The sequence below is a fragment of the Streptomyces sp. NPDC020192 genome (genome assembly GCF_044388685.1).
In the GTDB taxonomy this organism is placed as follows: Bacteria; Actinomycetota; Actinomycetes; order Streptomycetales; family Streptomycetaceae; genus Streptomyces.
This window is the reverse complement of the sequence record NZ_JBIRXG010000016.1, coordinates 154,183-179,912: the sequence shown is the minus strand read 5'-3', so window position 1 is coordinate 179,912 and position 25,730 is coordinate 154,183. Positions and strand designations below refer to the sequence as shown.

22 protein-coding genes are annotated in these 25,730 nt (G+C 67.3%); 19 read left to right on the top strand and 3 right to left on the bottom strand.

What is annotated here, in order from left to right; genetic code table 11:
* Positions 1-195 precede the first annotated feature (195 nt).
* From ACH47Z_RS28945 to serS, 4 genes are all read left to right on the top strand, one after another.
* Positions 196-630 (top strand): NUDIX domain-containing protein, encoded by a 435-nt coding sequence (locus ACH47Z_RS28945; protein ID WP_399078737.1) that lies wholly within the window; start codon positions 196-198, stop codon positions 628-630.
* A 140-nt stretch (positions 631-770) separates the two neighbouring features.
* Positions 771-929, top strand: coding sequence for a hypothetical protein (locus ACH47Z_RS28940; protein WP_159033110.1), 159 nt, complete (start codon positions 771-773; stop codon positions 927-929).
* 67 nt (positions 930-996) lie between these two features.
* A complete protein-coding gene (locus tag ACH47Z_RS28935) occupies positions 997-1,437 on the top strand; it encodes a histone-like nucleoid-structuring protein Lsr2 (RefSeq protein WP_399078735.1) in 441 nt (146 codons plus the stop codon).
* A 509-nt stretch (positions 1,438-1,946) separates the two neighbouring features.
* The gene (gene serS, locus ACH47Z_RS28930; protein ID WP_399078733.1) at positions 1,947-3,233 is read left to right on the top strand and encodes a serine--tRNA ligase; all 1,287 of its coding nucleotides are present in this window, start codon (positions 1,947-1,949) and stop codon (positions 3,231-3,233) included.
* 45 nt (positions 3,234-3,278) lie between these two features.
* Here serS and ACH47Z_RS28925 read toward each other — a convergent pair whose 3' ends face one another.
* Positions 3,279-4,262 (bottom strand): phosphotransferase, encoded by a 984-nt coding sequence (locus ACH47Z_RS28925; RefSeq protein ID WP_399078731.1) that lies wholly within the window; start codon positions 4,260-4,262, stop codon positions 3,279-3,281.
* A 414-nt stretch (positions 4,263-4,676) separates the two neighbouring features.
* Between ACH47Z_RS28925 and aspS the strand changes: the two genes are divergently transcribed.
* The 4 genes from aspS (at position 4,677) to ACH47Z_RS28905 (ending at position 9,166) form a co-directional block, all read left to right on the top strand.
* Complete coding sequence (gene aspS, locus ACH47Z_RS28920) at positions 4,677-5,999, top strand: aspartate--tRNA(Asn) ligase (RefSeq protein WP_399078729.1); 1,323 nt, start codon at positions 4,677-4,679, stop codon at positions 5,997-5,999.
* Between the two features lie 170 nt (positions 6,000-6,169).
* A complete protein-coding gene (locus ACH47Z_RS28915; RefSeq protein ID WP_399078727.1) occupies positions 6,170-7,168 on the top strand; it encodes an asparaginase in 999 nt (332 codons plus the stop codon).
* 486 nt (positions 7,169-7,654) lie between these two features.
* A complete protein-coding gene (locus tag ACH47Z_RS28910; protein ID WP_399078725.1) occupies positions 7,655-8,506 on the top strand; it encodes a hypothetical protein in 852 nt (283 codons plus the stop codon).
* Between the two features lie 81 nt (positions 8,507-8,587).
* The gene (locus ACH47Z_RS28905) at positions 8,588-9,166 is read left to right on the top strand and encodes an NUDIX pyrophosphatase (RefSeq protein WP_399078723.1); all 579 of its coding nucleotides are present in this window, start codon (positions 8,588-8,590) and stop codon (positions 9,164-9,166) included.
* A gap of 60 nt (positions 9,167-9,226) precedes the next feature.
* On the opposite strand, the gene ACH47Z_RS28900 is transcribed toward ACH47Z_RS28905, so the two are convergent.
* Positions 9,227-9,793 (bottom strand): flavoprotein, encoded by a 567-nt coding sequence (locus tag ACH47Z_RS28900; RefSeq protein ID WP_399078721.1) that lies wholly within the window; start codon positions 9,791-9,793, stop codon positions 9,227-9,229.
* A gap of 626 nt (positions 9,794-10,419) precedes the next feature.
* Here ACH47Z_RS28900 and ACH47Z_RS28895 point away from each other — a divergent pair.
* The 3 genes from ACH47Z_RS28895 to gltX all read left to right on the top strand — a co-directional run bounded on the left by ACH47Z_RS28895 (position 10,420) and on the right by gltX (position 14,341).
* Positions 10,420-11,658 carry a helix-turn-helix domain-containing protein gene (locus ACH47Z_RS28895; RefSeq protein WP_399078719.1) on the top strand — a complete coding sequence of 413 codons (1,239 nt, stop codon included), beginning with the start codon at positions 10,420-10,422 and terminating at the stop codon, positions 11,656-11,658.
* An 899-nt stretch (positions 11,659-12,557) separates the two neighbouring features.
* Positions 12,558-12,782, top strand: coding sequence for a helix-turn-helix domain-containing protein (locus ACH47Z_RS28890; RefSeq protein ID WP_399078717.1), 225 nt, complete (start codon positions 12,558-12,560; stop codon positions 12,780-12,782).
* Between the two features lie 191 nt (positions 12,783-12,973).
* On the top strand, positions 12,974-14,341 hold the full coding sequence (gene gltX / locus ACH47Z_RS28885) for a glutamate--tRNA ligase (RefSeq protein WP_399078716.1): 1,368 nt from the start codon (positions 12,974-12,976) through the stop codon (positions 14,339-14,341).
* A gap of 144 nt (positions 14,342-14,485) precedes the next feature.
* Here gltX and ACH47Z_RS28880 read toward each other — a convergent pair whose 3' ends face one another.
* Positions 14,486-15,658 (bottom strand): serine hydrolase domain-containing protein, encoded by a 1,173-nt coding sequence (locus tag ACH47Z_RS28880; RefSeq protein WP_399078837.1) that lies wholly within the window; start codon positions 15,656-15,658, stop codon positions 14,486-14,488.
* A 501-nt stretch (positions 15,659-16,159) separates the two neighbouring features.
* Here ACH47Z_RS28880 and ACH47Z_RS28875 point away from each other — a divergent pair.
* From ACH47Z_RS28875 to ACH47Z_RS28840, 8 genes are all read left to right on the top strand, one after another.
* Positions 16,160-17,260: a hypothetical protein gene (locus ACH47Z_RS28875; RefSeq protein WP_399078715.1), complete on the top strand. Its 1,101-nt coding sequence runs from the start codon at positions 16,160-16,162 to the stop codon at positions 17,258-17,260.
* Positions 17,257-18,135: a hypothetical protein gene (locus ACH47Z_RS28870; protein WP_399078713.1), complete on the top strand. Its 879-nt coding sequence runs from the start codon at positions 17,257-17,259 to the stop codon at positions 18,133-18,135. The genes ACH47Z_RS28875 and ACH47Z_RS28870 overlap by 4 nt, the downstream gene beginning before the upstream one ends.
* Entirely contained in the window at positions 18,132-18,830 is a 699-nt protein-coding gene (locus tag ACH47Z_RS28865) for an HAD family hydrolase (protein ID WP_399078711.1), read from the top strand. The genes ACH47Z_RS28870 and ACH47Z_RS28865 overlap by 4 nt, the downstream gene beginning before the upstream one ends.
* A complete protein-coding gene (locus ACH47Z_RS28860; RefSeq protein WP_399078709.1) occupies positions 18,823-19,713 on the top strand; it encodes a hypothetical protein in 891 nt (296 codons plus the stop codon). Before ACH47Z_RS28865 ends, ACH47Z_RS28860 begins: the two co-directional genes overlap by 8 nt.
* On the top strand, positions 19,710-20,522 hold the full coding sequence (locus tag ACH47Z_RS28855) for an AP endonuclease (protein WP_399078707.1): 813 nt from the start codon (positions 19,710-19,712) through the stop codon (positions 20,520-20,522). The genes ACH47Z_RS28860 and ACH47Z_RS28855 overlap by 4 nt, the downstream gene beginning before the upstream one ends.
* A complete protein-coding gene (locus tag ACH47Z_RS28850) occupies positions 20,519-21,613 on the top strand; it encodes a glycosyltransferase (RefSeq protein WP_399078704.1) in 1,095 nt (364 codons plus the stop codon). Before ACH47Z_RS28855 ends, ACH47Z_RS28850 begins: the two co-directional genes overlap by 4 nt.
* 40 nt (positions 21,614-21,653) lie before the next feature.
* On the top strand, positions 21,654-22,712 hold the full coding sequence (locus ACH47Z_RS28845; RefSeq protein ID WP_399078702.1) for a phosphotransferase enzyme family protein: 1,059 nt from the start codon (positions 21,654-21,656) through the stop codon (positions 22,710-22,712).
* A gap of 190 nt (positions 22,713-22,902) precedes the next feature.
* Complete coding sequence (locus ACH47Z_RS28840; RefSeq protein ID WP_399078700.1) at positions 22,903-25,479, top strand: NAD(P)-dependent oxidoreductase; 2,577 nt, start codon at positions 22,903-22,905, stop codon at positions 25,477-25,479.
* Positions 25,480-25,730 lie beyond the last annotated feature (251 nt).

Sequence of the window (25,730 nt, the reverse complement as noted above, 5' to 3'; positions counted from 1 at the left end):
CTTCCGCCCATCTCCCTTACTTCGCAAGCCAGTTCGACCATTTTCGGGCCGTCATGCCGCCTGGCCACACGACCTAGACTCAAGGTCGTTTACCCAGCATCGGGCGCCCACCTCGACGGGGTGCACGCCGTGCTTCCTCACCTCGGGCACCGCCGGGTACTCAACCGGTTCCAACGAATGAAGAGGGGTGTTCCCGTGCCCGAGAAGGCCACCAAGGACAAGGTGCTCTGCTACGTCGTGCGCGACGGAAAGCTGCTGGTCTTCCGGCACACCGGCTACAGCTACGAGGAGGTCGGCATCCAGGTCCCGGCCGGCAGCATCCATGAGAGCGAGACACCGGAGGCGGCTGCGCTGCGCGAGGCCCGCGAGGAGACCGGCCTGAAGGACTTCAAGATCGTGTGCAAGCTCGGCGAGACCGAGTACGACATCAGCCCGTACCGGTTCGAACTCCAGCACCGGCACGTCTTCCACCTGGAACTGACCGAGCCCACCCCGGAGCGGTGGATGAGCCAGGAGGACCACGACGGGGAGCAGGAGCCCACGCACTTCGAATGCTTCTGGATCCCGCTGGAGGCCGCCCACATCCTGCAGTCCGGCCAGGGCGCCCTGCTGGGACGCCTGTACGACTGATCCCCATACCGGCGGAGGGCGCGGGCGCTGGATCGAGCATCTAGGCACGGGAGAGGTACCAGTTGCGGTCAGGGTACGGTCGGCGTATGGCAAAAGAGGGGACTGCGAGTAGGACATCGCACTTGCGGCGCTGGCACCGCATGGCGCTGGCCGCGGTGGCGGGCATTATCGCCGGGTACGCCTACAGGCTGGCGGCCGGGGAGTTCGGTGGCCCCTGGAGCTGGACCATGCTGATCATCACCTTGGCCACAACGGTGGTGGTGCGCTCCTTCCTGGAGCGGTTTGCGCAGGGCCGGTAGAACCCCTGCCCGCCAGCGGCGTCACCTGCCCAACTGCACAACGGCCGACACCTGGTTCGGCTACCCGATGCAGAAGCACAACGTGCGACCTGCTGGCGCAGGCACTCGAGTCGACGGCGTCTCCTACGAAATAGGCCTCAGCGCGGCTTCATATGAGAACCTCGAATCCACGCTCTCCCCCTTCGTGAAGGCTGCTCGCCGGACGTCTTCCGGCAGGAGGGTGAGGTCTCGCAAGGCGCTGGCGGCCACCCGGAAGTGGGTTCCCGCTGCCACGTTCAGCGATGCCGAACCGGATCCCGCAGAGATCCGGAGGCGGGCAAAGGATCGCAAGATCGCTGTGCCTGCACGTGGACGGATCTCACGCTCTGTTCGAGAGCAGTTCCTGGGGTTCAGGGCAAGGTTGATTGATCGGGTCGCGCAGGGCCAGGGGCCGAGTCTCGGTTACCTGGCTTCGCCCTTGTCCGGGCACCCACATCAGAGGCAACCGGGCTGTGCTCCGTCGGAGTGATCTCCCTGACGATGGTGGGCACGCCGTCAGTGCGGGGTGGCTCTACCCTGGAGGATGCTGCGGATCGACTGCGCTTCGTCAACGGTCACAGAAGGCAACAGGCAAGGGCTCTCCCGTCGGGGGAGCGCCCGATGTCGAGGTAGAGGCGTGTATCCACAGCGTATGGATACACGGCTCTCGGTGATATTCGGTACCGATGCCGAGGCTCACGTCCTAGCCTCTCCATCAACGCGATGACGGAGACGAGTAGCCCGGGATCACGCGAGCCGAGAGAGCTGCCCGCAGCTGGGAAGGCAGCCTCGCGCCCCAGGGTGAATCCACTCCCGAGTGCGGGGAGGAACGGCCTCATGGACGGCCCAATGCCCCGCCGGTTGACCCCCGTGACCAGGTCGCGAATGAGGCCACCACATGGTGGTGGCGAAGGCGCGGTGGCACCGCGAGATGCCCTTTCTCGCCCGCGCTCCCAAGGGATCACGTCACGACGGCTGATCGAATGGAGCACCGGCAGAATGATCGATGTCACCCTGATTCGCCAGAACCCGGAGTACGTCCAGGAGGCGCTGGCCAAGCGGGCGGTCCACGTCGACCTCGACGCGTTCCTGCGCTTGGACGACGACTACCGGGCGGTGCGCACCGAGGTAGAACGCCTGCGCGGGGACCGCAAGAGGATCTCCGGCGACATCGCGAAGCGGCAACGGGCTGGTGAGGGCGCGGCGGACCTGCATCCGGAGGCGACAGCCGTCAGCGAGCAACTGACCGCCGCCGAGACGCGGTGCGCTGAACTGGAACAGGCCCGGCAGGCCTTCCTCGATCCGCTGCCGAACCTGCCCGACGCGGACGTGCCGGCCGGAGGCAAGGAGAACAACGAGGTCGTCCGCGAAGTCGGGCGACGCCCTGAGTTCGGGTTCAGGCCCAAGGATCACGTTGAGCTCGCCCGGCGCCTCGGTCTGGTCGACTACGAGCGGGGTACGAAGCTCGGCGGCAGCGGCTTCTGGCTCTACCGGGGTAACGGTGCGCTCCTCGAGTGGGCGCTGCTGAACTACTTCGTCGAAGCCCATGTGCAGGACGGCTACGAGTTCGTGCTACCGCCCCACGTGCTGACGTTCGCGGCCGGGTATGCGGCCGGCCAATTCCCGAAGTTCGCCGACGAGGTCTTCGCTCTGGAGGAGGGCGAGCAAGGCCCGGAGCGGTTCTTGCTGCCGACCGCGGAGACCGCCCTGGTCAACCTCCACCGGGACGAGACGCTGCCCGAGGCCGAGCTACCGAAGCGGTACGTCGCCTATACGCCGTGCTACCGCAAGGAGGCCGGCGGCTATCGCACGGCGGAGCGGGGGACCCTGCGAGGGCACCAGTTCAACAAGGTCGAGCTGTTCCAGTTCACCCACCCCGACGCCTCCGACGCCGCGCACGAGGACCTCCTCGGCAAGGCTGAGGAGTTGGTAAACGAACTGGGTCTGCACTACCGGATCACGCGGCTTGCGGCAGGGGACACCAGCGCAGCGATGGCCAAGACCTACGACGTCGAGGTGTGGCTGCCGAGCGTCGGCTCGTACGTTGAGGTCAGCTCGGTGTCGAATGCCCGCGACTACCAGGCGAGGCGTGGCAACATCCGCTTCCGGCCCCGGCAGGGCAGGTCGGCGTACCTGCACACGCTGAACGCCTCGGGACTGGCGACCAGCCGCCTGGTGCCCGCGCTCCTGGAGCAGCACCAGCAGGCCGACGGCACCGTGGCGGTCCCGGACGTCCTGCGGAAGTGGGTCCCGAGCGGTGTCCTTGCAGCACCGGTGTCGGTCTGACGCAGAGCGGGTCGACCGTCGTGCACTGAATGTGTGTCCCTCAGCTCAGAATGTCCAGCCACGCCGGTCGGCCAGCCATCGCAGTGTGACCTCGCCACACCACGTCTGGTGCTGGCGAATGTGCGGTGACCAGTCTGCTGGGGGCTGTCCGCCGGAGGTGAGGAAGAACCCCGAGAGGGCGGCCAGCGCCGCATCGAGTTGCTCGTCGGCGACTCCGGCGGCGGTGGGGTGCTGGGTGAACAGGGTGGTGGCATCGTGGCCGTCGGCGTAGGCGGTGGCCAGGAGCAGGACGAGGTCGAACCAGCTTGCCCCTAGGCAGGGCCAGTTCCAGTCGCAGATCCACGCCGTGCCGGATGCGTCGATCAGCACGTTGTCCTGACGCAGGTCGTGGTGAAGGACGGCATTGCCTGCGACGGCTTCCCGCCAGCGGCTTTCCAGACTGGCCAGCACTTCCAGTAGATCGAGTGGCATCCAGGAAGGGAGGACGTCCGTGGGCGTGGCGCCACGGGCGAGGTTGCGCCAGTCGGCGAAGTCGCCGTCGTCCCCTACTGGCTTGAGGCCAACGTGATGAAGTGATTCGGGTGGGGTGGAGAGGGCCTCTGCAATGACCGTGTAAGTGTCGAGGGTGGCCGTGAGCTCGTCGGGTTTCCATGGCGTGGTGGGCAAGCGGCCGCCGTCGACAGCCTCGATGCCGAGGACGACCCATCCGTCGTGCTCCTCCATCCATTGCAGGTGTGGTGCCGGAATCTGTGTGGGGAGCGCCTGGTTGATCACGGCTTCCCGCCTGTAGCAGTCGGCGACCACAGGGTTGTCCAGGCTGTTGACCACTTTGATGAACTGAGGTCCGGACGTCCCACGGAGTACGGCGGCGAAGCCGCTGGTGAATCCGCTCCCTGCGCTGGGCCCGGCCTGCACCCCTCCCCCGAGGCGTTGTGCGATGAGTCGGCGAACGTCGTGCGGGAGGTCCTCCCACTGTGGGCGTACCGCTGTGGCGTCGTACCGGAGGCGGGGGGTGATGATGGTGGGCATGCCGTCAGGATGGGGGAATTGCGTTCCCCGGCGCCACGGAGTTGTCGCGTGGACCCGTTTGCGTCCATGCGCCGGCCGAGCCTCGTAGGGCTGGGCCTCCGAAGAGAAATTCGCTGTCTCTCGGTGTGCTGGCTCGCTATCGTCCGTGGCAACGCGATGACGGAGACGAGTAGCCCGGGATCACGCGAGCCGAGAGAGCTGCCGGCAGTTGGGAAGGCAGCCTCGCGCCTCAGGGCGAAGACCCTCCCGAGTGCGGGGAGAAACGGCCCATGGCCCAATGCCCCGCCGGCTGGCCTCGTTACCGGCCACGAACGAGGCTGCCGCTGTGGGGCGGCAGTGAAGGCGTGGTGGAACCGCGAGTCCCCTTCTCGCCCGCGCCCCCAAGGGATCACCATGATGCCCTGGAGGGCTGCGATGATCCACACGACCGATCGTGTACTGGTGTCCGAGCTGCGTGAGTACGTGGGCCGGACCGTTTCCGTGGCGGGCTGGGCTCATACTCTGCGACTGCTGAGTAAGGTGCAGTTCGTGGTCGTACGTGACCACACGGGCATGGTGCAGGTCACCCATCGGCGCGGCGGCGCAGGCGACGACGTCGAGGCCGCCCTGCAGCAGCTCACGCCGGAGTCCGCGGTGCGGATCACCGGTCGTGTCGCCGAGAACTCGATCGTCAAGCTCCATAGCCTGGAGATCATCCCCGAGCGAGTCGAGATCCTGAACCGGGCCGAGACGCCGCTGCCGATCGGCGAACAGACTGGCCTGGAACACCGCTTGGACTGGAGGTTCCTGGACGTCCGGCGCCGCCCGGCCGCGCAGTTGCTGTTCGCCGTGCAGACAACGCTGGAGCAGGGAATGCGCGAGTACGCCTACGGGCAGGGCTGCACGGAGATGCACACGCCGAAGCTGATGGGCACAGCCTCGGAGTCGGGCGCGGAGGTGTTCGAGCTCGGCTACTTCGGCCGCTCCGCCTACCTGGCGCAGTCGCCGCAGTTCTTCAAGCAGATGGCGATCGCGGCCGGCATCGACCGCGTCTTCGAGATCGGTCCGGTGTTCCGCGCCGAGCCGTCGTTCACCTCGCGGCACGCCACCGAGTTCACGGGCGTGGACGTGGAGTTGGCGTGGATCGACGGGGTCGAGGACGTCATGGCGTTCGAGGAGCGGATGCTCGCGCACGCCATCTCCCGAGTCGCCGACGCGCATGGGGAGGCAATCCGGGATGCGCTCGGCGTTGAGGTGACGGTGCCGACGGTGCCGTTCCCACGGATCACAATGGCGGAGGCTCAGGAGCTGCTGCGGGCGAAGGGCTGGGACCCGCAGGGTGTGAAGGAGGACCTGGACCCCGAGGGCGAGCGCGCTATCGGCGCGCATCTCAGCGAGCACACCGGCCATGAATGGGTGTTCGTCACCCACTACCCGACGAGTGTCCGGCCCTTCTACCACATGCGGCCGGCGGACAACCCGGCTGTGACACTCAGCTTCGACCTGCTGTGGCAGGGGCTGGAGGTTACGACCGGCGCGCAGCGTGAGCACCGCTACGACGTGCTCGTGAAGCAGGCTGCGGCGAAGGGGCTGAGGCCCGAACCGATGCAGGACTACCTCAACGTCTTCCGGTACGGCTGCCCGCCCCACGGAGGCCTCGGGATGGGGCTAGGCCGGATCCTGATGGTGTTGCTCGGGCTTGACTCGATCCGCGAGGCCACGTTCCTGTTCCGTGGCCCGAACCGGCTGACTCCGTAGCGGCGCAAAGACCAGCTCGCGATCACGATGACGCGACCGACGGTCTGCCGCTCCACCGCAGTTCAGGCTGAGGCTGACGTCCTCAAGGGTTACCCGATAGCCTGCATCGAGCGATCTCCGAGGGACGAGATTCATCCAGGCTGAGATTGATCAGAAGCTGGAGGGCGAGGATGGGCGCGACGACAACGGTTGCTGTCTACTCTCTCGGCGGCACCATCGCCATGACCACTGATACTGCGGCCGGCGGGGTCGTGCCGGCCCTCTCCGCCCACGACCTCCTCGCGGCCGTGCCCGGCCTGGATGGCCACGGACTCGAGTTGCGCCTGCACGACTTCCGCCGTGTGCCCGGTGCCTCGCTGACCTTCGACGACCTCACCGAACTTGGCGTGGCGGTCGACAAGACCCTCGCTGGCGGCGACGTCGACGGTGTGGTGATCACACAGGGCACCGACACCATCGAGGAGACCGCGTTCTTCCTTGATCTTCATCACGGCCACGAGCAGCCGATCATCGTCACCGGCGCCATGCGCAATCCCACCATGGCCAGTCCCGACGGACCCGCCAACCTGTACGCGGCTGTCCTCGCCGCAGCCGACCCGCGGCTGCGTGGCGCCGGTGCCCTGGTCGTCTTGAACGACGAGATTCACGCGGCACGTCACGTCCGCAAGTCCCATACCACCAGCCCCGCTGCCTTCACGTCACCCTGCGCAGCGCCCATCGGCCGGATCGCCGAGGACGGCGTACAGCTGACCGCTGCGCTGCCCCACCGCTATGGCCCCTTGGCGCAGTCGCGAAGCCGTGAGGTCCGCGTGGGTTTGTACACGGTCAGTCTCGGCGACGATGGGGAACTGCTCGCGGCATGGGACGGCCGATGTGACGGGCTCGTCGTCGCTGCCTTCGGTGTAGGTCACGTTCCTCAGCGACTCGTCGAGAGCCTCGAGCGGCTCGCCGCGGGCATCCCCGTGGTTCTCTCGTCGCGCATCGGGAATGGCCCTGTCTTGACCAGGACGTACGGCTTTCCTGGGTCCGAGAAGGATCTGATCAGCCGTGGGCTGATCCCGGCTGGCAATCTTGGCCCCTACCAAGCACGCCTCCTACTCCATGCGCTGCTGGCACAAGACGCGGACCGCGAGACGATCACGGAGAAGTTCTCTCTCTTCGCGCACTGACCTGCGCACCTCCCGTCCGAGGGGACCCCAGAGACGTGCCAACGGTGCCATTCCCGAGGTACAGGAGCACCGAGACGCAAGAGGTCCAGCGGTTCGGTTGGCGGCCATTCAGGTGATCACCACTGATCGGATGGGTGACTCCATACCGAGTAGGCCAAGTCCCGGTTCGCTGCAGCAGGTGCCGTGATGATGCCCTGCCCTCCCGCTACGGGGGGAGCCGAAGGACAGGGCGGCTCATCGGGCGGCCGCAACGAGGGCCGGTCGCGCGCCGCGCTCGTAGGTCGCGAGGTGTTGTCTTTCCCTCTGCGGCACCTTTGTTTTCTCAACTCTGCATCGACGTAGGGCGCTTCGCACATCACGTGCGTGATATCGCTGCCGGGATCTGCTGGATACCTTCTTCACGAGACGGTGTGATCCGTGCGGGGCTTGACCCTGCGTAGGGATCGGTTCTTGCTAGCGTCGCGATACCTCAGCTCAAGGAGTCGTATGACCGCCTCATCGCCCACGATCGTCTCTGTCGACTTGCGCGTTGAACCGGTTGACGAGGTCCTCAAACGCGTCGAGCGCGCACTCGGCGTGCGTGTGGATCCGGAGACGGTGGTACGGAAGCGCCGGACGGTTGGTGGACGTACCGACCGGAACACGTGGGTGCGGATCGAACGGCGCCCGCTGCAAAAGGCCAGGGGGCAGAGCTGGAACGGAACAGAGTGCGCCGCGGTCCTGGACGGTGTCGCTAAGCCGGCGTGGCTACAGGCTGTGTCGTGGAGCGACACGGCGGGCGGGGCGATGTGGCGTGCTGACGAAACCGAACTGCTTCCGGGAGAGCCGGTGGGCGCGGATGCGGTGTTGACGTTGTCCGATGAGTGGTGGGAGGCACTGAACCTCTCGCTGGATGCCCTCGCTGCCCAGCAGACGACGCGTGTGGCCACACCGGACACCGTCGCGATCACGCAGGCGGGGGTCACCCATGCGATCACCGAGGCGTTCCCGGATGTCGCGGACACGGCGATCAGGGAGTGGACGCCGGCGCACGCCGACCTGAATTGGGCGAACGTGACCGCGCCCAAGTTCTGCTTGTTCGACTGGGAGGACTGGGGGATGGCCCCGCGGGGCTTGGATGCCGCATGGCTGTGGGGGAACTCGCTCGCCTTCCCCGAATTGGCTGAACGCATACAGCGTGAGCGCGGCCAGGATCTGCAATGCCGGGATGGCAAGCTCATGTCGCTGTTCTATTGCACGAAGATCCTCGGCCCCCATGCCTATCCGGGCGATCCCCGTGTGGAGCTCGCCCGGACCGAGACGGAACGCATCGCGGCAGAGCTTAACGCAGGCGGATGATTCGCCCTGCCACGGAGGAGATCGCGGTACTGGAGTGCTGCCTGTTCGTCCACCCCGAACAGCAACACGTTGATCGAGCCAATGAACGCCGACAACCAGGCCGCACCGGATCGTCAGGACGGCCAGCTGCGCAACAAGCAGAATCAACTCGACCGAATGCGCATCTTACCCCACATAACTACTCAAGGACCCACAATGCCCCGGGTGCCGTTTCAAGTTCTTGTCGTCCCCTTTCGCCGAGTTTGCGACCAAGTCGAATACGCTGTGCTGCGTCGCGAGGACATGAACGTGTGGCAGGCCGTGGCCGGGGGTGGCGAAGTCGGCGAGACGCCGCAACAGGCTGCCGTACGTGAGGCCCGTGAGGAACTCGGTCTCGCCCGTCCCGTCCCGCTGTACCCGCTGCAGACCACAGCCAGCATCCCGGCGCGGTTCTTCGCGGATCGCGGCAGTTGGCCTGCTGGGACGTACGTCGTGCCGGAGCACTCGTTCGCCATCGACCTGACCGATGTGGAGATCAAGGTCTCCCAGGAGCACACCGATGTCCAGTGGTTGGGCTGGGAGGAGGCCGTCGAAATAGTGCGGTTCGACAGCAACCGCACGGCTCTCGGCGAACTTCACGAGCGTCTGCTAGCCGACGACCTGCCTCAGCCGGTCGAGTGATCGCGGTAGCTGACGGGGCGGTCCCTCCGTTAGCCGGTGTTGCCCTCAGACTGGAGCCAGTCAGGATGAAGGGCTCCTGGTCGCCAAGATGGCCTCGTCTAGTACGGCTCCCCATGGGCACGGGCGCCCTGGCATCCCAGCCCGCGGCTCGGCGAGCGGCCATACCTCGTCTCCGTAGATCAACCGCACCCCTGAATCGTGAAGAGCTTTGATGTGCCCTTTCCACGCAGGGTGGCGAGCATGCGCGGCGTTCACCCGGGGCCAGACGACTACCGGGAGGTCTCGTGTTCCGATGGCTTCGTTGACCTGTGTCAACGCTTGGTTGTCTGAGATCCCCAGGGCGAGCTTGGCGACGGTGTTGGCACTTGCCGGAGCCACGACGCAGCAGTCCACAGGCGGATGCGGCCGGGAGTCACCCGGCAGGCGTGATTCGGACCGTACGGGAAGGCCGGTCAACCCTTCGAGTTTCGCCGTCTCCCCGTTCGTGCGGAGCCAGTGGCCTGCGGTCGGCGTGAGGGTGACCGCAACCCTCCAGCCGTGTTCGAGCGCCGGGATCACGAGCCCTGTACGCAGTTCCTCAATCCCGCCAGCGCTGGATCCGACAACGCCCAGCACCTTGCCCTGCATCGAACTCACTACACCGCCTACATCGCTGGGCCATGGCCAGCAACTCGGACGAGTGGCTGCCGCCCGTGCCCGGGGCCTGCTTCCTCAGGTCGCGAAGGGTCTCGCGCACACGTGGATTGTTCCGCACGAGTTGAGGCGAGGTGCGTTTGGGCTCCCACAGTCACCTGAAGGACTCGCGACGCGATCTCCGAGGCAGAGACCGCGGGCCGCAGGGCTCAACCATGCCACTGCTGTTCAGAAGTATCTTCGCCTGATTCACGGCCCCGGCTCTCCGACCGTATGCTCAGGTGACACGCAAGCGACACATACGACTACATACCGTGATGAACCATTGATCGCGACGAATCGCAGCAGATTGCTGCGGACAATTTGTCCGTAGGTGATTCACCGCCACCCCTTGACTCTCGCACGCCGACGCATCTCAAGGCGCGGATCATTTAGGGCTCATTGTTCGCATTTGTTCCGCCCCGAAGAGGTAGCAGCGGGGACCCGGACCTTCACCCGGAGGCTTCTACCCGTCGTCACATGGCCACCAGGCCGGTTAACACTCGGCGGCCGGAGTCGTAGGCGGGGGTGTTTTCCGTACCCTGATCCGAGTGCTCCATCGCGAAGGGATAGGTCCACCGATGAGTGAAAACCTGACGCTGGGAGACCGTCTCCGTGTGGCACGCAGGACACGGAACCTGTCGACCGCTCAATTGGCACAGAAGGTCGCCGTATCCGCAAGCTACATACAGAAGCTTGAGTCCGGCGCGCGGAAGGCGTCACCATCACTGGTGTTGTCGCTCGCCAAGGCGTTGCACTTTGGGCCCGAGGTTCTGACCGGGCAGCCGTACTACGGCGAGCCGGAGGCGGAAGACCGCGTCCATGCTGTCATCCCCGAGTTGCGCCGCATCATGCTTTGCTACGACAGCCCCGACGACTTGGACATCGCTCCTCGTACGCTGCCCGTACTCGCATCAGAAGTCGACCAGGTGACGGCGCTGCGCCGTGATGCACGCTATGCCCCGATGGGCCCCTTGCTGCCGCCGATCATCACCGAACTGACGCATGTAGCCCTCGGTGGCCGCGACACTCATCAGGCCAAGGCTTTCTGGCACCTGGCCCGCGCCTACCGTGCCGTGAACTCGCTGGCCCACAAGATGGGTCACCACGACCTGTCGAACACGGCGCTTGAGCGGGTTCGCTGGGCAGCGGACCGCTCCGAGGACCCCCTGATGCAATTCACGGCTGGCTACCTGGTCGCGGGTGCGATGCTTCGCCAGGGCGCCTACTCGTCTGCACGCCGCAAGCTCATCGCTCTAAGGAGCGAACTAGAGCGGCTGCAGCCTGAACGCTCCTTCTCCAACGATGCACTCGCCGTCGATGGTGCCCTGCTGCTGAAGCTAGCAGTGCTTGAGGCCCGCGAGAACAACTCGGATCGTGCAGACGTATACCTACGCGAAGCGGAGCAGGTGGCTCGCATGGCGGGCAGCCGTGACTCGTTGGCGTATGAGATGTCGTTCGGCCCGACGAACATCCGCATCCACGAGGTGCACACCTTGATCGACATGGGCGACACCGAGCAAGCGCTGGCCCGTCTCGCCGAGTGGTCTCCCGTCTCAGGTGGCGAATGGACGCCACCCACTACGACCGTGGGCGAGCGGTCCAGTCACCACTTCATCGACGTGGCGTCGGCGAAACTCGCCATGGGCGACCGAGCCGGCGCATTTGCCGATCTCAAGAGGGCGCGGAAGGTGGCGCCGAACCACACGCGCTTCCACCCCTCGGCCCGCGAGACGACTGCCGCGCTACTCAGGATGGACTCCCACCCGTCCAATGAGCTTTCCGCATTCGGGAGTTGGACAGGCCTTAGCACAACCTGAGCCCTCGTCAAGAGGCCTGGCGAAGAAACCCTACGGACAATCTGTCCGCACACGAAACTCGCAGAGTGGAATGGTCTCCTCACACACAGTGGTGAGGAGACCATTCCATGTCCGACGCCCTTCCAGCAGTTCGCGGGCTGCCGCCTCGCTGGATGCCCACCGGTGAAGAGATCGAACTGTGCTCAGCTGGCGTGTGGTGGGATGTCGTGCGTGCCGTGGAGACGGTGGGCCGGCGAGCGATCGAGATCCTCGACGATGACGAAGAGCCGGTTGGCCCCGTGATCCTGGACCACGAGGGCCCCGAGCCTCGGCTGTACTTCATGGTTCCCGTGGGTACTGCGGAGCACTGGGAGGAGCCCGGAACTGTCTCGCTTGGGCGGACGTGCCACGTCGTCGTTCCGCCTGCCAGCACCTTGGAGCCTCCAGGCCTGCACTGGCATGTCTTGCCCCGGGGACCACGATCCCTTACCTCACCAGACGCTCTACGCCGGGCGCTGAGCATGGCGCGCAGGGAACGACAAGGACCAGCGGAGGGAGCAGCGACGTGATCGCCCGTGCCCCATCTCGTCCTGTGGTCTGTGCCAATGACGCCCTCTGTTGACACTATGGCCGATCTGACATCCGTAGGCATGGACACCGAGACAGGCGCCCCCGGAACTTGGGGGCATGCTCCCGCGCCTGATCGAACTCCAGAGGCAGATCAAGCGCGGCACGAACGTCGGTGCTTGTTCTGCCGCTGCGTGCTGAGTCGCTACAACAACGAGCCATACTGCAGTACTTGCTTACGAACGGCACATCGGCGGAGCCAGCCACCTCCCAGAGTGCCAGCCGGGGTGTGGTTGCGGGCCGACGTCCAGCAGGCACTGTTCGCACGCGACTTCGGCAGAGTGTGTCACCTCGTGCGCATTGCCAGCGATCTGCGCCAGAGCGACATCGCTGAACTCACCGGGCTAAGCCAGGCCTTCTTATCCATGCTGGAATCAGGCACGAGAAGGCTGACGAACATCGACAAGATTGTCGAGTTACTCGCCGGCCTTGATGCCCCAGTAGAGATCACCGGACCCATGCTTCGAATGCCAAACCGAACGGTGGGTCCCGGCAACTCTCATGGCTTACCTGGATGAGCTCACTGTCCCATTCCCCCTTGCCGGCAGTGGATTCGCCTATTGCCACATCCGTGCGAGGCGTCGCAAGAACTTCGGTGGAGCTGATTGATGTGACCCCCGCAGTGCCCCGACCGTCCGTTGGGAATCGGTAGGCTGCCTGCATGCCTGATGCCTCCCCACGCGTGCGTTTCGCCCCGTCTCCAACTGGAATGTTCCATGTTGGCGGGGCCCGGTCGGCTCTCTACAACTGGGCCGTCGCACGACAGTCAGGGGGCCAGTTCGTCCTGCGTATCGAGGACACCGACGCGACCCGCAACAAGCCCGAGTGGATCGACGGCATCGTCAACGCGCTCGCGTCCATCGGGATCTCCAAAGACGACCCTGCCTTCGAGGGTCCGTACTTCCAGTCACAGAACGCCGACCGGCACCGGGAAGCCGCCCACCAGCTCTATACGCAGGGCCGCGCGTACTACTGCGACTGCACCCGTGAGCAACTCCAGGAGCGGACCGGTTCGCAGCACCTCGGCTACGACGGGTTCTGCCGGGACCGGGGGCTGGAGTACGTGGAGAGCCGGGCACTGCGGTTCCGCACGCCCACCGAAGGTGAGACGGTCGTCGTGGACCTGATCCGGGGTGAGCCGTCCTTTCCGAACTCGGCGATCGAGGACTTCGTCATCGCCCGTGGCGACGGCTCCCCTGTCTTCCTGATCGCCAACGTGGTCGACGACCTCGATGAGGGCATCACCCTGGTCATCCGTGGCGACGAGCACCTGTCGAACACGCCCAAGCAGCAACTGCTGTGGGAGGCGCTCGGCGCGAAGCCGCCGGTGTGGGCGCATCTGCCGGTGATCGTGAACGAGAAGCGGCAGAAGCTGTCCAAGCGCCGGGACAAGGTCGCTCTTGAGGACTACCTCGCCGAGGGCTACCTGTCGGAGGCGATGACCAACTACCTGATGCTGCTCGGGTGGGGCCCCAGGGACGACGTCGAGCTCCGCCCGTACGAGGAACTGGAGGAGACGTTCCGCGTCGAGGACGTAAACACCTCGCCGGCCTTCTTCGACATCAAGAAGCTGACCGCCTTCAACGGCGAATACATCCGCGCCCTGCCGCTGGAGAGGTTCGTCGAGGCCTGCGAGCCGTGGCTGCGCGCCCCGTACGCCAGCTGGACGCCCGAGGACTTCGACCAGGTCGCGTGGGAGGCGATCGCCCCTCATGCCCAGACTCGCGTGGCCGTCCTGTCGGACATCACGGCCAACGTCGACTTCCTGTTCCTGAAGGAGCCGGTGGAGGACGAGGCGTCGTGGGACAAGGCGATGAAGGGAGCCCCGGTGGCTCTCCTGACTACGGCCCGCGCCAATCTGGAGTCGGCGGACTGGACCAGCCCCGAGTCTCTCAAAGAGGCGGTCCTGGCCGCCGGCGAGGAGCACGGCCTGAAGCTGGGGAAGGCCCAGGCCCCAGTGCGCGTCGCGGTCACGGGCCGCACGGTCGGCCTGCCCCTCTTCGAGTCTCTGGAGGTTCTCGGCAAGGACCGTACGCTGACCCGGATCGACGCGGCTCTGGCGAAGCTCGTCGACTGATTATTTGTTGATCACGGTTCCCGTCGCCTGTGTGAGGAGACGGGGCCAGGCGTCACGGAAGCACTTCGTGCCGAAGCAGGCCCGCGTCTCGTGGACCGTCGTGCTCCCGGGCTTGGACGGCCTTGGCCCAGGGCGCTTGCCTCACTACTTCAGTGACTGTCGCACTGCTTCGGCCAGCGACGCCGCACGCATATCGTCAGGGCCGCCAATGATGTGGTTCATCACGTAGCCGAAGGCGATGCCGTGCTTCGGGTCGGCGAAGCCGAGCGAGCCGCCTCGACCGGTGTGGCCGAAGGAGTTCGGTCCGGTCATCGGGGTGGTCTCGGTGGGCAGCATGAATCCGGAACTGAACCGGCTCGGGACCACCATCACCTGGTCCGCCCCGCTCGCCTGTTCCTTGGTCGCGGATCCGAGAGTTTCCGGCGTGAACAGTCGAATACCGTCGACCTCGCCAATCAGCGCGGCGTACATGCGCGCGAGTCCGCGGGCGGTACCGATGCCGTTGGAGGCCGGGAGCTCGGCAGCTTGGACCTCTGGCGAGTTGAAGTCGATCTCGGGCGGATTGGTGACGGCGAACGCCCGATTGGACAGCGAGTTCGGGTCGCACCAGGCCGCAACCAAGTCACGGAGTTCCGGGGGGATCGACTCCGGAGGCAGCGTGGTGAAGTCAACCTCGGGTCGCTTGTACACCATCCGGCTGACCCGGGCGCATTCACTCGCCGGCAATCCGATGAAGAAGTCCAGCCCCAGAGGGGCGGCGATCTCGTCAGCGAAAAAGCGACCCGGCGTGCGGCCGGACACTCGACGGATCACCTCGCCCACGAGCCAGCCCCAGGTCCGACCGTGATATCTGTGCGCAGTGCCTGGAGTCCACTGAGGTCGCTGAGCGGCCAGCGCGGTCACCATCGGCTCCCACTTCAACGCCTCGGCCAACGGAACAGGTTGATCAAGTGCAACCAGGCCGGCCCTGTGGGACAGCAGCCAGCGCAGCGGGATGTCCGCCTTGCCGTTCGAGGCGAACTCTGGCCAGTACTTGGCCACCGGCGCGTCGACGTCCAACTCGCCACGCTGGGCCAGCAGGTGCACCGCGGTCGCGGTCGCACCTTTAGTCGCTGAGTAGACCAGTTGCAGCGTGTCCCGAACCCATGGACCACTAGCGTTGGGGTCCGCGAGCCCACCCCACAGGTCCACTACCGGCCGACCATCGTGGTACACGCAGAGCGCCGCGCCGATGTCCGCGTGCCGGTTGAAGTTCGCCGCGAACGCCTCCCACACCGGTTCGAACCCGGCCGCTACCTCACCTTCGACCGTCGTCATGCCGTCCATCCTGGCATGCTGTCTGCCTGCAGCGAGGAGGGCGGGTTCACTCCCGCGCACAAGGACTCCAGTGGAACTCACCGGCCCCATGTTCCGAATGCCGAACTCGAGGAAGTTGGGCCCGGCGAGCAGCATGGCATGCGCAAGTCACCAAGCAGCGTGCCCCCGTTGAGGCGGGCCGGTGTCCCCATTCAATGACCAAGACGCACACGAGCGCGCCGTGGAACGGTTCTTTCCATCTCTGGATCACCCCGGCGATATCACCAACGTGATGTGCGAAGCCTCGACATTCGTAGCAGGTTAGGGACCGGTCGGTTCCCTACCAAGCACCCTCACGGTGTACGCGACCGCTGCCTGTTGCTGAGTCCAACGTCGCCGTTTGTGGCGGCGGCGTCGTGTCGCTCGCCCTCGGCAGAGACCACCAAGCCCTGCGAAGACCGGAGAGGAGGGGCGTGCCGATACCGAGGCGAAACAGAAGGGACGGGCGAGGAGGGGAGCAGCATGGCAGCTCAGGATCAATCCACGCGGGCCGAGGCCGAGTTGCGGCTGGCGAGCTACCGACTGCACGTGAGCGCCTCGTGCGGGACGTTACTTGAGAGTGTGACATCGGTGCTGGCGCCGGCGTGCGCGGTGATGAACCTCGCGGTAGAGCCTGACTGGTCAGTGTGGATTGATGAAGACCCCCGTCCGGGAGGCAGCGAAGAGACGGCAGCCGACCGGCCGGAGCTAGTCTTGCCGCGGGGCGGTCCGCGGTTGACTGTGCTGGACAACCAGGGCGCGCGCCTGCGAGTGAGCGCCCGTTACCGCCCGGACTGGGCTACGGCCGTCATCGAGGTGGACGCGTGCGCGCGCAGGACGCAGCTCGTCCTGCCAACCGGGGACACTCGCGCTGTCCGCTGGTGCGACTGGCTAGCGAAGGTGTTCTTCGCCTCCCGCCTGCTTCAGGCAGGCTGGCGCATGCTTCACGCATCCGCTGTCGCCATCGACGGCCGGGCGCTGCTGTTCCTGGCCGGTCAGCGCGGTGGCAAGTCCACACTCGCCCACCGGGCCTGCACGGAGTTGGGTGCCGCTTTTCTCGCGGATGACCTGGTTCTGCTGGGCCCCGACGGCACCGTAGTGGGGTGGCCGACCCGTGTCTGCCTCCCTGTCGATCTACCGGTTACCCGCGCGGTGGGGACGCTGCTCGACGGAGTGGTGGACGGGCAGGTGCGGCGCCGTCTGCGACTGACCCCAGCCGAACACCGCAGCGCCCTCGGCGTCACCTACTCGCCGCCCCTGCCGCTGGGCATGGTGGTCATCATCGCCCGGACTGACGCTCCTCAGGCTCCGGCCGTGCGCGCCATACCCCTGGATCGGGACGCCCTCGCCTCCGCCGCTGCGGAGGCGCTGGACGTGCCGGCCCAACGCCTATTCACCAGCGATCTGCTGGGGCTGACGGGCGGACCGCGCACGAGTGGGTCCGCGGATGCCGACGACGTGGCGCGTGAGCTGTCCGAGGTGCCTGGTGCGCTGCTGCGCGTGGGTGACCCGACGATGGTGCCGACTGCGCCGGTCTGGGACGCACTGATTGGTCTTGTACCCGGTGTGGCGGTGGGAACGTGATGCACCGCGACCGGGAACCGCAGGTGTTCGCTCTGCGCAGCGGGGGCCGCATACTGCGGCTGGCGGCAGACGATGGGTTCGCCGCGTCGTGGCCGCGTCTTGCCCCGCACATTCCGGGGGCTAGGTCGGGTGAACTCACGCTCCTCGACACGGGCGACCATGCGGACTTGGCCTTGGAGAACGGGGTGAGCCCGGGCGACGCCCGTCGGCTGATCAACGCCCACCTGCACCTGCTGCACCTCGGCAGCGACACGCTCTGCGCGCACGCTGTCGTCCTGTGTCGTCCCGACGAGGACGGCACAGTGGTTCTCCTGGGCGGGCATGGGGCAGGCAAGACCCTGGTGGCGATCGCATTGGCCGAACGCGGTTGGCGGCCCGCAGCCGGCGACGTCGCCTTGCTCGATGTCCACCCGGCGCCCGCGGTACGCGGCGGGACGAGCGCTTTCATGGCCCGATCCAGTGCGGTGGCCCGGTGGTTTCCCCAACTGCGCCTCGATCCGTCAGATGCGGACCGGATCGATCTGCGCAGCCGCTGGAACGACGCAACGGACCCGGCGGGTGGGCGGGTGCTGGCGGCTGTCCTCGTCGCCGTCGACGGTGATCCCTCCGCGCGAGTTGGTCTGTACACGGAGGACACCCACACCGCGGCCACGGCGTGGCTGCGTGCCAGTACGCACTTGCTGGACCGGATCCTGGAGACCTCCCCCATGGTGCTGCGCCTGGTGGAGGATGCGGCGGCAGCCCGGCGACGTATCGCCCTCGTTCAGGCCTTGGCGGCCCGGCTGCCGCTCCATGCGGTGCGCGGTACCCCGCAGCGCATCGCCTCGTGCATCGAGGAATTCACATCCGGTTCGGTGAAAGGAGCAACGTGGTGACGGTACGTGCGCTGGCGGTGGACTTCGGTGGCACCCTGGCCCGGCCCGGGCCGAGTCCCGACGGGGCCACGGTCTCCCAGGCGCTCAAGGATCTGGAGAACACCTCGGTCCCCGAGGGCTTTGCGGCCGCGTTCGAGGACGCTGCCCGCGATGTCCGGCAGGAGGACCGCGCCAGTGATATCCAGAGTCCCTTCGCCGAGCAACTGGCGCGTGCCGCCCACGCGTGCGCGGCGGTGATCCCGGATCCACAGGCAGCCACCGAGGCGGTGTTCACTGCGGTGCCCGATGCCTTCGTCGACGCCCGATCCGCCGAGACGCTGCGCCGGCTTCATGCGAGCGGACTGGTGTGCGTGTTGTCGTGCAACACGCAGCGGCCCGAGAGCGTACGGCGGCGCACCCTGCGCGCGGCCGGTATCGAGGACTGCTTCGATGCGCTGGTGCTCTCCAGTGTCCTTGGATTCCGCAAACCCCATCCCCGCTTCTACGACACGGTCATTGAGAGGGCCGGCTGCCCGGCCGAGGAGATCGTGTTCGTTGGGGACACCCCAGCCAAGGACGCGATCGGACCGTATGAGCACGGCATGCGGGCTGTCCTGATCGCCTCCGGGCCCCGCCCCGAGGGCCTGCCCGCGCCGGTCGGTGTCATCGGGCACTTCACCGAGCTGCCCGCCTACCTGGAGGCGCTTGATGACTGAGTCCATCATTTCCTACGGCGGCGCGCGGGTGCGCTTCGCCACTGGGGCGGCACATCTGCAAGCCGCCGGTGCGGTGCCCGAGGGCATGCTGGCCGGGCGGCTCAGTGTGCTCAGCCCGGGCACGGAGCGACGGCAGATGGCTGCCACCGTGCACGGGCTGGCCCGAGATGCCGGGTATATGTCCCTGGGTGAGGCCCCCGGGGGCTGGGTGCTCGCCCCGGCACCGCACGGCGCCGCCTTCGCCCCGAGTACGATCGGCGCGCTCGCCGTCCCCCACAGGACCTCCCTGCCCGTGGCGGCCGTGGGCCGCTTTCAGCTGATGGCCGCCGTAGGCCTTAACCGTCTGCCCGCGCCCACCATCGTGCAGGATGCGGTCGTGGTGGGGTCCGGTCCCGTTGCCCTGGGCTGTGTGCTGGCGCTGCGCCGCCACGGCGCGGAGCGGATACGGGTCCTCACCGCGCGCCGGTACGCGCCGATCGGTCGGGCGCCCGGAGTGACGTGCGTGACCGAGGTGGAGCCCGCCAGTGCCACCCTGGTCTTCGACGCCACCGGCCAGCCCGGCCGGGCGGCCGGCCTGGTCGCGGCGGGCGGCACCCTTGGGATCCTCGGGACTCCGGACGAGAACGGTGCCCTTCCCGCGCTGGCGGCGCACCGTGGCGGCTGGACCATCATCGGTATGCACGAGCTGGCCCCAGCCCCCGTCGGCGCCTACCAACAGACCTACACCGACGCCGTATCCTGGCTCACCGAACACCTGGATCCGGAGCTCATCGCGTCGTGGTGCCGACGAGTGCCCGGCCATCTCGCACCCCGGATCTTCGAGCTGCTCGACCAGCCGGGTCGCCCGGCCGAGCCCGTCGTGCTGTTCGAGTGGGCCGCGTGATCGCCCCCGCCCCGGTGGGGCTGTACAGCATCTCCGTGCGGGGACTGGAGGTCCCCGCCCTGCTGTCCTGGGCAGCACGTCACCGCATTCCGTTCATACACCTGCGCGGCGGTAGGCGGGGCTGCGACCTCGCGGCGCAGGATGCGACGACTCTGGCCCGCTGGCGTGAGGCGAGCGCGTGCACGGTCCCGGTCACCGGCGTCACCGCCGACACCGATCTGGCCGACCTGCTCAGCGCCGATCCGGCGGTACGCCGCCAGGCGCGCGAAGAGGTATGCCGCCTGGCCGACGCCGCTCGCGCCTTGGGCGCTGGGTGGCTGCGCCTGCTGGCCCGGCACCCTCTCCACACGACCCTCGCCGGGGACGGCAGCGGGCCGCTCGATGGTCACGTGCTGGCGGTGCCGCTACTGATCGAGCTCCATGCCCCGCAGTGGCTGGCCTCACGCCCTCATGCGGCGCTGGTGTGCCTTCTTCAGCAGCAGCCGCGCCTGCGGCTGCTCGCCGACTCCGCGCAGTTCGCCCAGGCCCTCGCAGATCCGGGAGACGACCGTGCGGCCGAACGGCTGAAACGGCTCGTGCCGTGGATCGAGGTGCTGCACCTGTCCGATCCCGGCCCCGGGCTGACCGACCCGGGCCATGCCGTCGTGGCAGATCACGCAATCCGCCGCATCGCGGCCGGGCAGCCCATCGAGGTCGCGGTGGAGTGGACTGGCGTCGACCGCACCCGGGCCGCCGCCCTGGCCCGGTACCACGAGCACGCTGCGTGGTGGAAGTGGCGGAACGCCGCGCATATGGAGGCGAGTTCATGACGGCGCGCACCACGGCGGGGCTCGCGCCGTGGGTAGTGATCAGCAACTATCCAGCATGGCCCAGCCCATACTTCGCGGAACTGGAGCGGCATGCCCCGCCCGCTCTGCAGTTGGAGTTCGCCGCCGGCCTCGACGTGCTCGCCGAACGCCCCGGTCCACCCGGGGTGGTCAACCTGCACCGCCTCAAGCGGCTGTACCAGGAGCCAGATGGGCAGCGGACCCAGATGGCCGCCGAGGCCATGCTCAAGCGACTGGAGGCCCTGCGCGCGGCCAGCTGGAAGATCGTGTGGACGGTGCACAACCTGCTGCCGATCGACGGCCAGAAAGCCGGCGCGGAAGACCGGTATGCGGCCAACGGCGTGCTTGCCCTGGCCGACGCTGTCGTAACCCACACCCACGCAGACGCCGCGCACCTGGGCACCCTGACCCGCGCGCCCGTTACCGTGGCGGGATGGGCGGCGCCCACCCCCGCCCCGGGGCCTGCTCCCGTGCCGGTCGAAGCCCTGGCCAGGCATATGGCCGCAGTGCCGTTCGCGGTGCTCGTGCTCGGCAATGTCACCGCCTACAAGGACCTGCCCGCCACCGTGGATGCCTTCAGCCATGCGACCAGCCGAGCCCATCTGTTCCTCGCTGGCCCCAGCCGCGAACCCAGCCTCACAGATGTACTCACCCGCCAGGCCGCCGCTAGTGGCGGGCGCGTCCACTTGTACCTGCAGCGCGTGCCGCCGCGGCATGCCCACGTGCTGTACCGGGCAGCCGGCACCGCGTTGTGCCCGTACAGGGTTGATGGGCCGTGGGACTTCTTCGCCCAGATGCTCCATCCCAGCTCGGTCGGCACTGCGCTCGCCTGCGGCACTCCCGTCATCGCCCCCGACCTGCCGGCCATCCGGGAAATGACCGCAGGCCGATCCGCCCGGCTGTACGACCCGGAAGCCGGGCCTGGCCAGGCCTTGGCCACAGCCGAACATGCCGCGACCGTCCCCGCACCGCGCAGCCCACTCGATCCCGCCACACGGTGGCGCGCCATCGGCGTTACCTACGCGCGCCTCGCTCAGGGCCTGCACAACCCTGTAAGTCCGCCCCGCCCGTGACGAACTGGCCATTGCGCCATGCACCTGCAAGGAGTCCCCAGTGCCCACGCCGTCCCTCTCGCCTGCCGACGCCATCGCTGCTGTCCTCGCCGACCGCTACGGCCTGGCGGTCCGCAGCATGGTTCAACTGCCCATCGGACAGGGCACCGTCAACTACCGGGCCATCTGCGACGACCGCGAGGTATTCGTCAAGCACTACCCGCCCGGTACCGATCTTGCCGCCGAGGAGCGAGCCATCGGTCTGTCCGAACTCGCCCGCCGCCACACCATCCCTGCCGCCCCCATCGTGGCCAACTGCCACGCGCAGCTCATCGACGGCAGCACCCCTCACGCGATGTCGGTATGGCAGTGGATGCCTGGCCGCGTGATCACCGTCCTGAACACAGAGCAGTGCGCCCAGGCAGGGGAGGCCCTAGGTTGCATCCATGCCCTGTTCGCCCCGCTGCCCGAAAGCGCCGCCCCCTCCCCGGAAGCCGACGCCTGGTTGCGCATCGATCCGGCCGGCCTGGAAGCCACCATCGACCAGCTCCTAGGCATCATCGCCGAGCGCACCCACAGTGGCACCGCCGACGACTTCGACGCATTGGCCGAACAGACCCTGCGCGAGCGGCGGGCGATGCTGGAGAGCCTGCCAAAACTGATCGCCGAGCTCCCCTCCGACCTCACCACCCAAGTCCTGCACAGCGACTACAGCCCCGTCAATCTCCTCTTCGAAGGCGACACGCTCACCGCCGTCCTGGACTTCCGCCCCCCGAAGCCGTTCCTGATCTCCTACGACCTCGGCCGCATGGCGTTCTACCCGAACACCGTCACCAGCGGCACCGACTGGATGCAGACCGCTCGCACGTTCATCGCTGCCTACCGGGCGGCCAACCCGGCAGTCGCCGACATCGACATCACCGCCTGCGCCCGCGTCGCCCTGGTGCAGCTCCTCGGCAGTCTCTACGGCGTCAAGCAGCACTACCTCAAGCCCGGCCTGTTCCAGGACGACCTCGATGAATTCTGGCTGCTGCGCCACCGCACCGTCACCGTCCTCCTCAACCACCTGGCCGACACCGACCAGCTCATGGCCGAACTCATCTCCACCCCGAACCGCTGACACCCTGCCGCCCGCCCCAGAAAGGGATGATCCAGTGCCCACACTCGAGCACTCCCTATACCAGGCCGACACACCCACCGCCTGGACCGTGTTACGCGGACCCATCGACCCGGACACCCTCACGGCAGGCGTAGCCAAAATCGCCGCCCGCCACCAGCTTCGAGCTGTCCCGTCCGGAGAGGCGAGCCTGTTGCTGACAGCCACCGATGCGGAACCGGAGAACTCCACCCCGCAGCTCGCGCTGCGCTGGCACCCCTACACCCCACTGCAGCCGGACACTCTCAGCCACGCCATACCGGCGACCCACCTGGAGATCCTCCTCGACCACAAGGAACAGGTCGCCGACGCTGCCGCCGACCTCACCGGCTGGCTTCGGACGGCGCTGCGGCGCTTCCACCCAGACGAACTGGATCAGATCACGGCGACCATGCCGCTACTGGCCCAGTTCACCCCCACCACGAGTGTGCTCGCCGACTGGGCGGTCATCTTCCGCGACCACTACGTGGAGAACACCCTCGGCTTCCTGCTCGCCCTCCAGCATGCGGGCGTCCCGACCCAGTGGATCTATGCCCTGGCCAAGGGTGACCGCACACATAACCGCGACCGTGTCCACGCCACTCTCCTCGACCTCGGGTGCGCCAGCGGCCTGCTGGACAACACCGCCATCAACGCCCCCGACACCCACGCCACCGAACTTGCCGCTGCGCTTCACCAGGTCGACGCGTTCATCGACGCTGCGCACGAGGCCGGACGCAAGGTCCTGGTCATCGACGACGGCGGCCTGCTCGCCCAGGGCTACGGCCGCGCTGACGCGCCCCGCCGAATCGACGCCGCCCTCGAACTGACCGTTTCCGGCCTCAAACGGATCACCGCAACTGGAGAACTCGGCATACCTGTCCTGAACCTCGCCCGCTCCCAGCTCAAGACCCGCCTGGGCTATCCCGAGATCGCCGACTCCTGCCTGCGTCGGCTGCGTGCGCTGCTGCCTGCCATCAAGGTCACCGGCCGCCCTGCTGTTGTGATTGGTTACGGCACCCTCGGCTCTCGGCTCGCCCAGGCCCTCCGCCACCAAGGCTGCCAGATACATGTCGTCGACCCTGACCCGCTCGCCTTGATCGCCGCCGCCGAGGCCGGCCACGCCACCTACCGCACCACCGCCGACGCCCTGCGCGCAGTACACCCATTCCTCATCGTGGGCACGACCGGAGATGACGCGCTCACCGTCGACGACCTGCAACTGCTTCCCGACGGCGCGTACCTTGCCCCCTTCGCCACCCGCGACTTCAGCGTCCTCGCCGACCCTGACCGCGGCCTGCCCGCCACCGAAATCCCCGGCATCGGTCGCCGCTACCGCCTATCTGGAGGGGGCCAAGTCACCCTCCTCGGCGACGGCCGCTCCATGAACCTCTTCGAGGCAGACGCTATCCCCAACCAGGGCTACGACGCCTACCGGGCCGGCACCCTCATCGCCGCCGACGCCCTGTGCCGGCGCGCCGACAACCTCACGCCCGGCATCCACACCGACCTCGTCGACGACATCATCCTCAACTCCGGCCTTTACTCGGCCTACTACGACACATACCTCGCCACCGAACAGCAACCATCACCGCGTGCCGTAACACGGCAGAGTGCGACCACGGCCTCCCTGGCAGGGATGTCGGCGTGCGTCGTCGGCTACGGCGCCGCCGGCCGCCTCCACGCCCAGATCCTGGCTGAACACGGAGCCAGCCTGACCATCGTCGACCCCAAGCACCAGGACCTTCCCAAGGCGTACCGGGGCTTCCCGAACGGGCTCGAGGAGATGCCCGCCGCCGTGCGCTCCACCATCGGCCTGTGGTCTGTGTGCTGCCCCACCGCCGACCATCTGCCCGTGCTGCGCACGATCCTGGCAAAGGAGCCCGAAGCCCGCATCCTGCTGGAGAAACCCGCCTGCCAGGGCCACGAAATCGACGCGTTCACCGCCCTGCTCGCCAGCCACAACAACGCCCGCTTCGTGGTCACTGACCAGTACCAGCATGCCCGGGCCCTCGACGTCCTTACCAATCTGATGGCTCGTCTCGAACCGGGCACAGAGCCCGACTACGTCGCCGTGACCTTTACTAAGGACCGCACCGGCGATGTCGCCCAAGGCCGCTTCGTCGACCGCTCCTACGGCGTCCTCGGCTACGAGTGGCTCCACATGCTCGCCGTACTGCGCCGTATCCTGCCCGCGGAAGCAGCCGCTGCCTACCTCGCCCAGCAGCCCCAACACGCCGAGTTGTGGGCCACCTACGACCCCCGGCTCTTCGTCTCTGCGCTCACCGAACGGACCAACCTCACCTACGGCGCCACACGCCTACGCATCGAGCTGACCTCCAGCATCGCCACCCCAACCGTCGTCCTGGGCAGCACCCCGCGTACCGCCACAAGCGGGACGGGGCCCTGGCGCCAGGGACTCCGTCCGGCCGACGACCGCCACCGTCGCGTCACCGTGCATGCCGGCCGCACACAGTTCACCGTGCACCTCGACCCCGTCACCGCCACCGGCGGCTGGCAACTCGAGCGCAACCACCACCGCGTCACCGCTGAGCGCGACGGCCTGATGCTGCACGACGAAGTGGTCCACGACTCACCCCTGCACACCGCCATCCGCAACGCGACCACCACCCTCATGGGGACCTGCTCCGTCCCCGAACCGGACCTGGGCCCGCTCCGCAGGATCGCAGCACTCGCCGAACTACTCCGAGCTCAGCAGCCAACTGGCCTGGCCGAACAGACCTCCGCGTAGCGAAAGGGGGCGACGGTGCAAGGCCGTCGCCAAAAGTCACAGAAGAGAACTGACACATCATGTGAACAGCCACGCCACGTCCAAAGATCGCGGGATAGGCCATGTGGATCACGGGTCAGCGCCGTAACGTCGATGGCGGGCAGCGGGGTTCACTAGGCATGAGAGTAGTCGGAAGCGGCGTTGTCGAGCCCAAGGGCATGTTAATGAGCCAGGACCGGACTGCGCCCTGCTGGACGACACACGCTTGCCGA

What these genes read in the sequence shown, in the direction of transcription:
- ACH47Z_RS28940 (WP_159033110.1), top strand. Translation starts at nt 771, where the DNA reads ATGGCGCTGGCCGCGGTGGCGGGCATTATCGCCGGGTACGCCTACAGG.
- ACH47Z_RS28935 (WP_399078735.1), top strand. Translation starts at nt 997, where the DNA reads ATGCAGAAGCACAACGTGCGACCTGCTGGCGCAGGCACTCGAGTCGAC.
- serS (WP_399078733.1), top strand. Translation starts at nt 1,947, where the DNA reads ATGATCGATGTCACCCTGATTCGCCAGAACCCGGAGTACGTCCAGGAG.
- ACH47Z_RS28925 (WP_399078731.1), bottom strand. Translation starts at nt 4,262, where the DNA reads ATGCCCACCATCATCACCCCCCGCCTCCGGTACGACGCCACAGCGGTA.
- aspS (WP_399078729.1), top strand. Translation starts at nt 4,677, where the DNA reads ATGATCCACACGACCGATCGTGTACTGGTGTCCGAGCTGCGTGAGTAC.
- ACH47Z_RS28915 (WP_399078727.1), top strand. Translation starts at nt 6,170, where the DNA reads ATGGGCGCGACGACAACGGTTGCTGTCTACTCTCTCGGCGGCACCATC.
- ACH47Z_RS28910 (WP_399078725.1), top strand. Translation starts at nt 7,655, where the DNA reads ATGACCGCCTCATCGCCCACGATCGTCTCTGTCGACTTGCGCGTTGAA.
- ACH47Z_RS28905 (WP_399078723.1), top strand. Translation starts at nt 8,588, where the DNA reads ATGAACGCCGACAACCAGGCCGCACCGGATCGTCAGGACGGCCAGCTG.
- ACH47Z_RS28900 (WP_399078721.1), bottom strand. Translation starts at nt 9,793, where the DNA reads ATGCAGGGCAAGGTGCTGGGCGTTGTCGGATCCAGCGCTGGCGGGATT.
- ACH47Z_RS28895 (WP_399078719.1), top strand. Translation starts at nt 10,420, where the DNA reads ATGAGTGAAAACCTGACGCTGGGAGACCGTCTCCGTGTGGCACGCAGG.
- gltX (WP_399078716.1), top strand. Translation starts at nt 12,974, where the DNA reads ATGTTCCATGTTGGCGGGGCCCGGTCGGCTCTCTACAACTGGGCCGTC.
- ACH47Z_RS28880 (WP_399078837.1), bottom strand. Translation starts at nt 15,658, where the DNA reads ATGACGACGGTCGAAGGTGAGGTAGCGGCCGGGTTCGAACCGGTGTGG.
- ACH47Z_RS28875 (WP_399078715.1), top strand. Translation starts at nt 16,160, where the DNA reads ATGGCAGCTCAGGATCAATCCACGCGGGCCGAGGCCGAGTTGCGGCTG.
- ACH47Z_RS28860 (WP_399078709.1), top strand. Translation starts at nt 18,823, where the DNA reads ATGACTGAGTCCATCATTTCCTACGGCGGCGCGCGGGTGCGCTTCGCC.
- ACH47Z_RS28850 (WP_399078704.1), top strand. Translation starts at nt 20,519, where the DNA reads ATGACGGCGCGCACCACGGCGGGGCTCGCGCCGTGGGTAGTGATCAGC.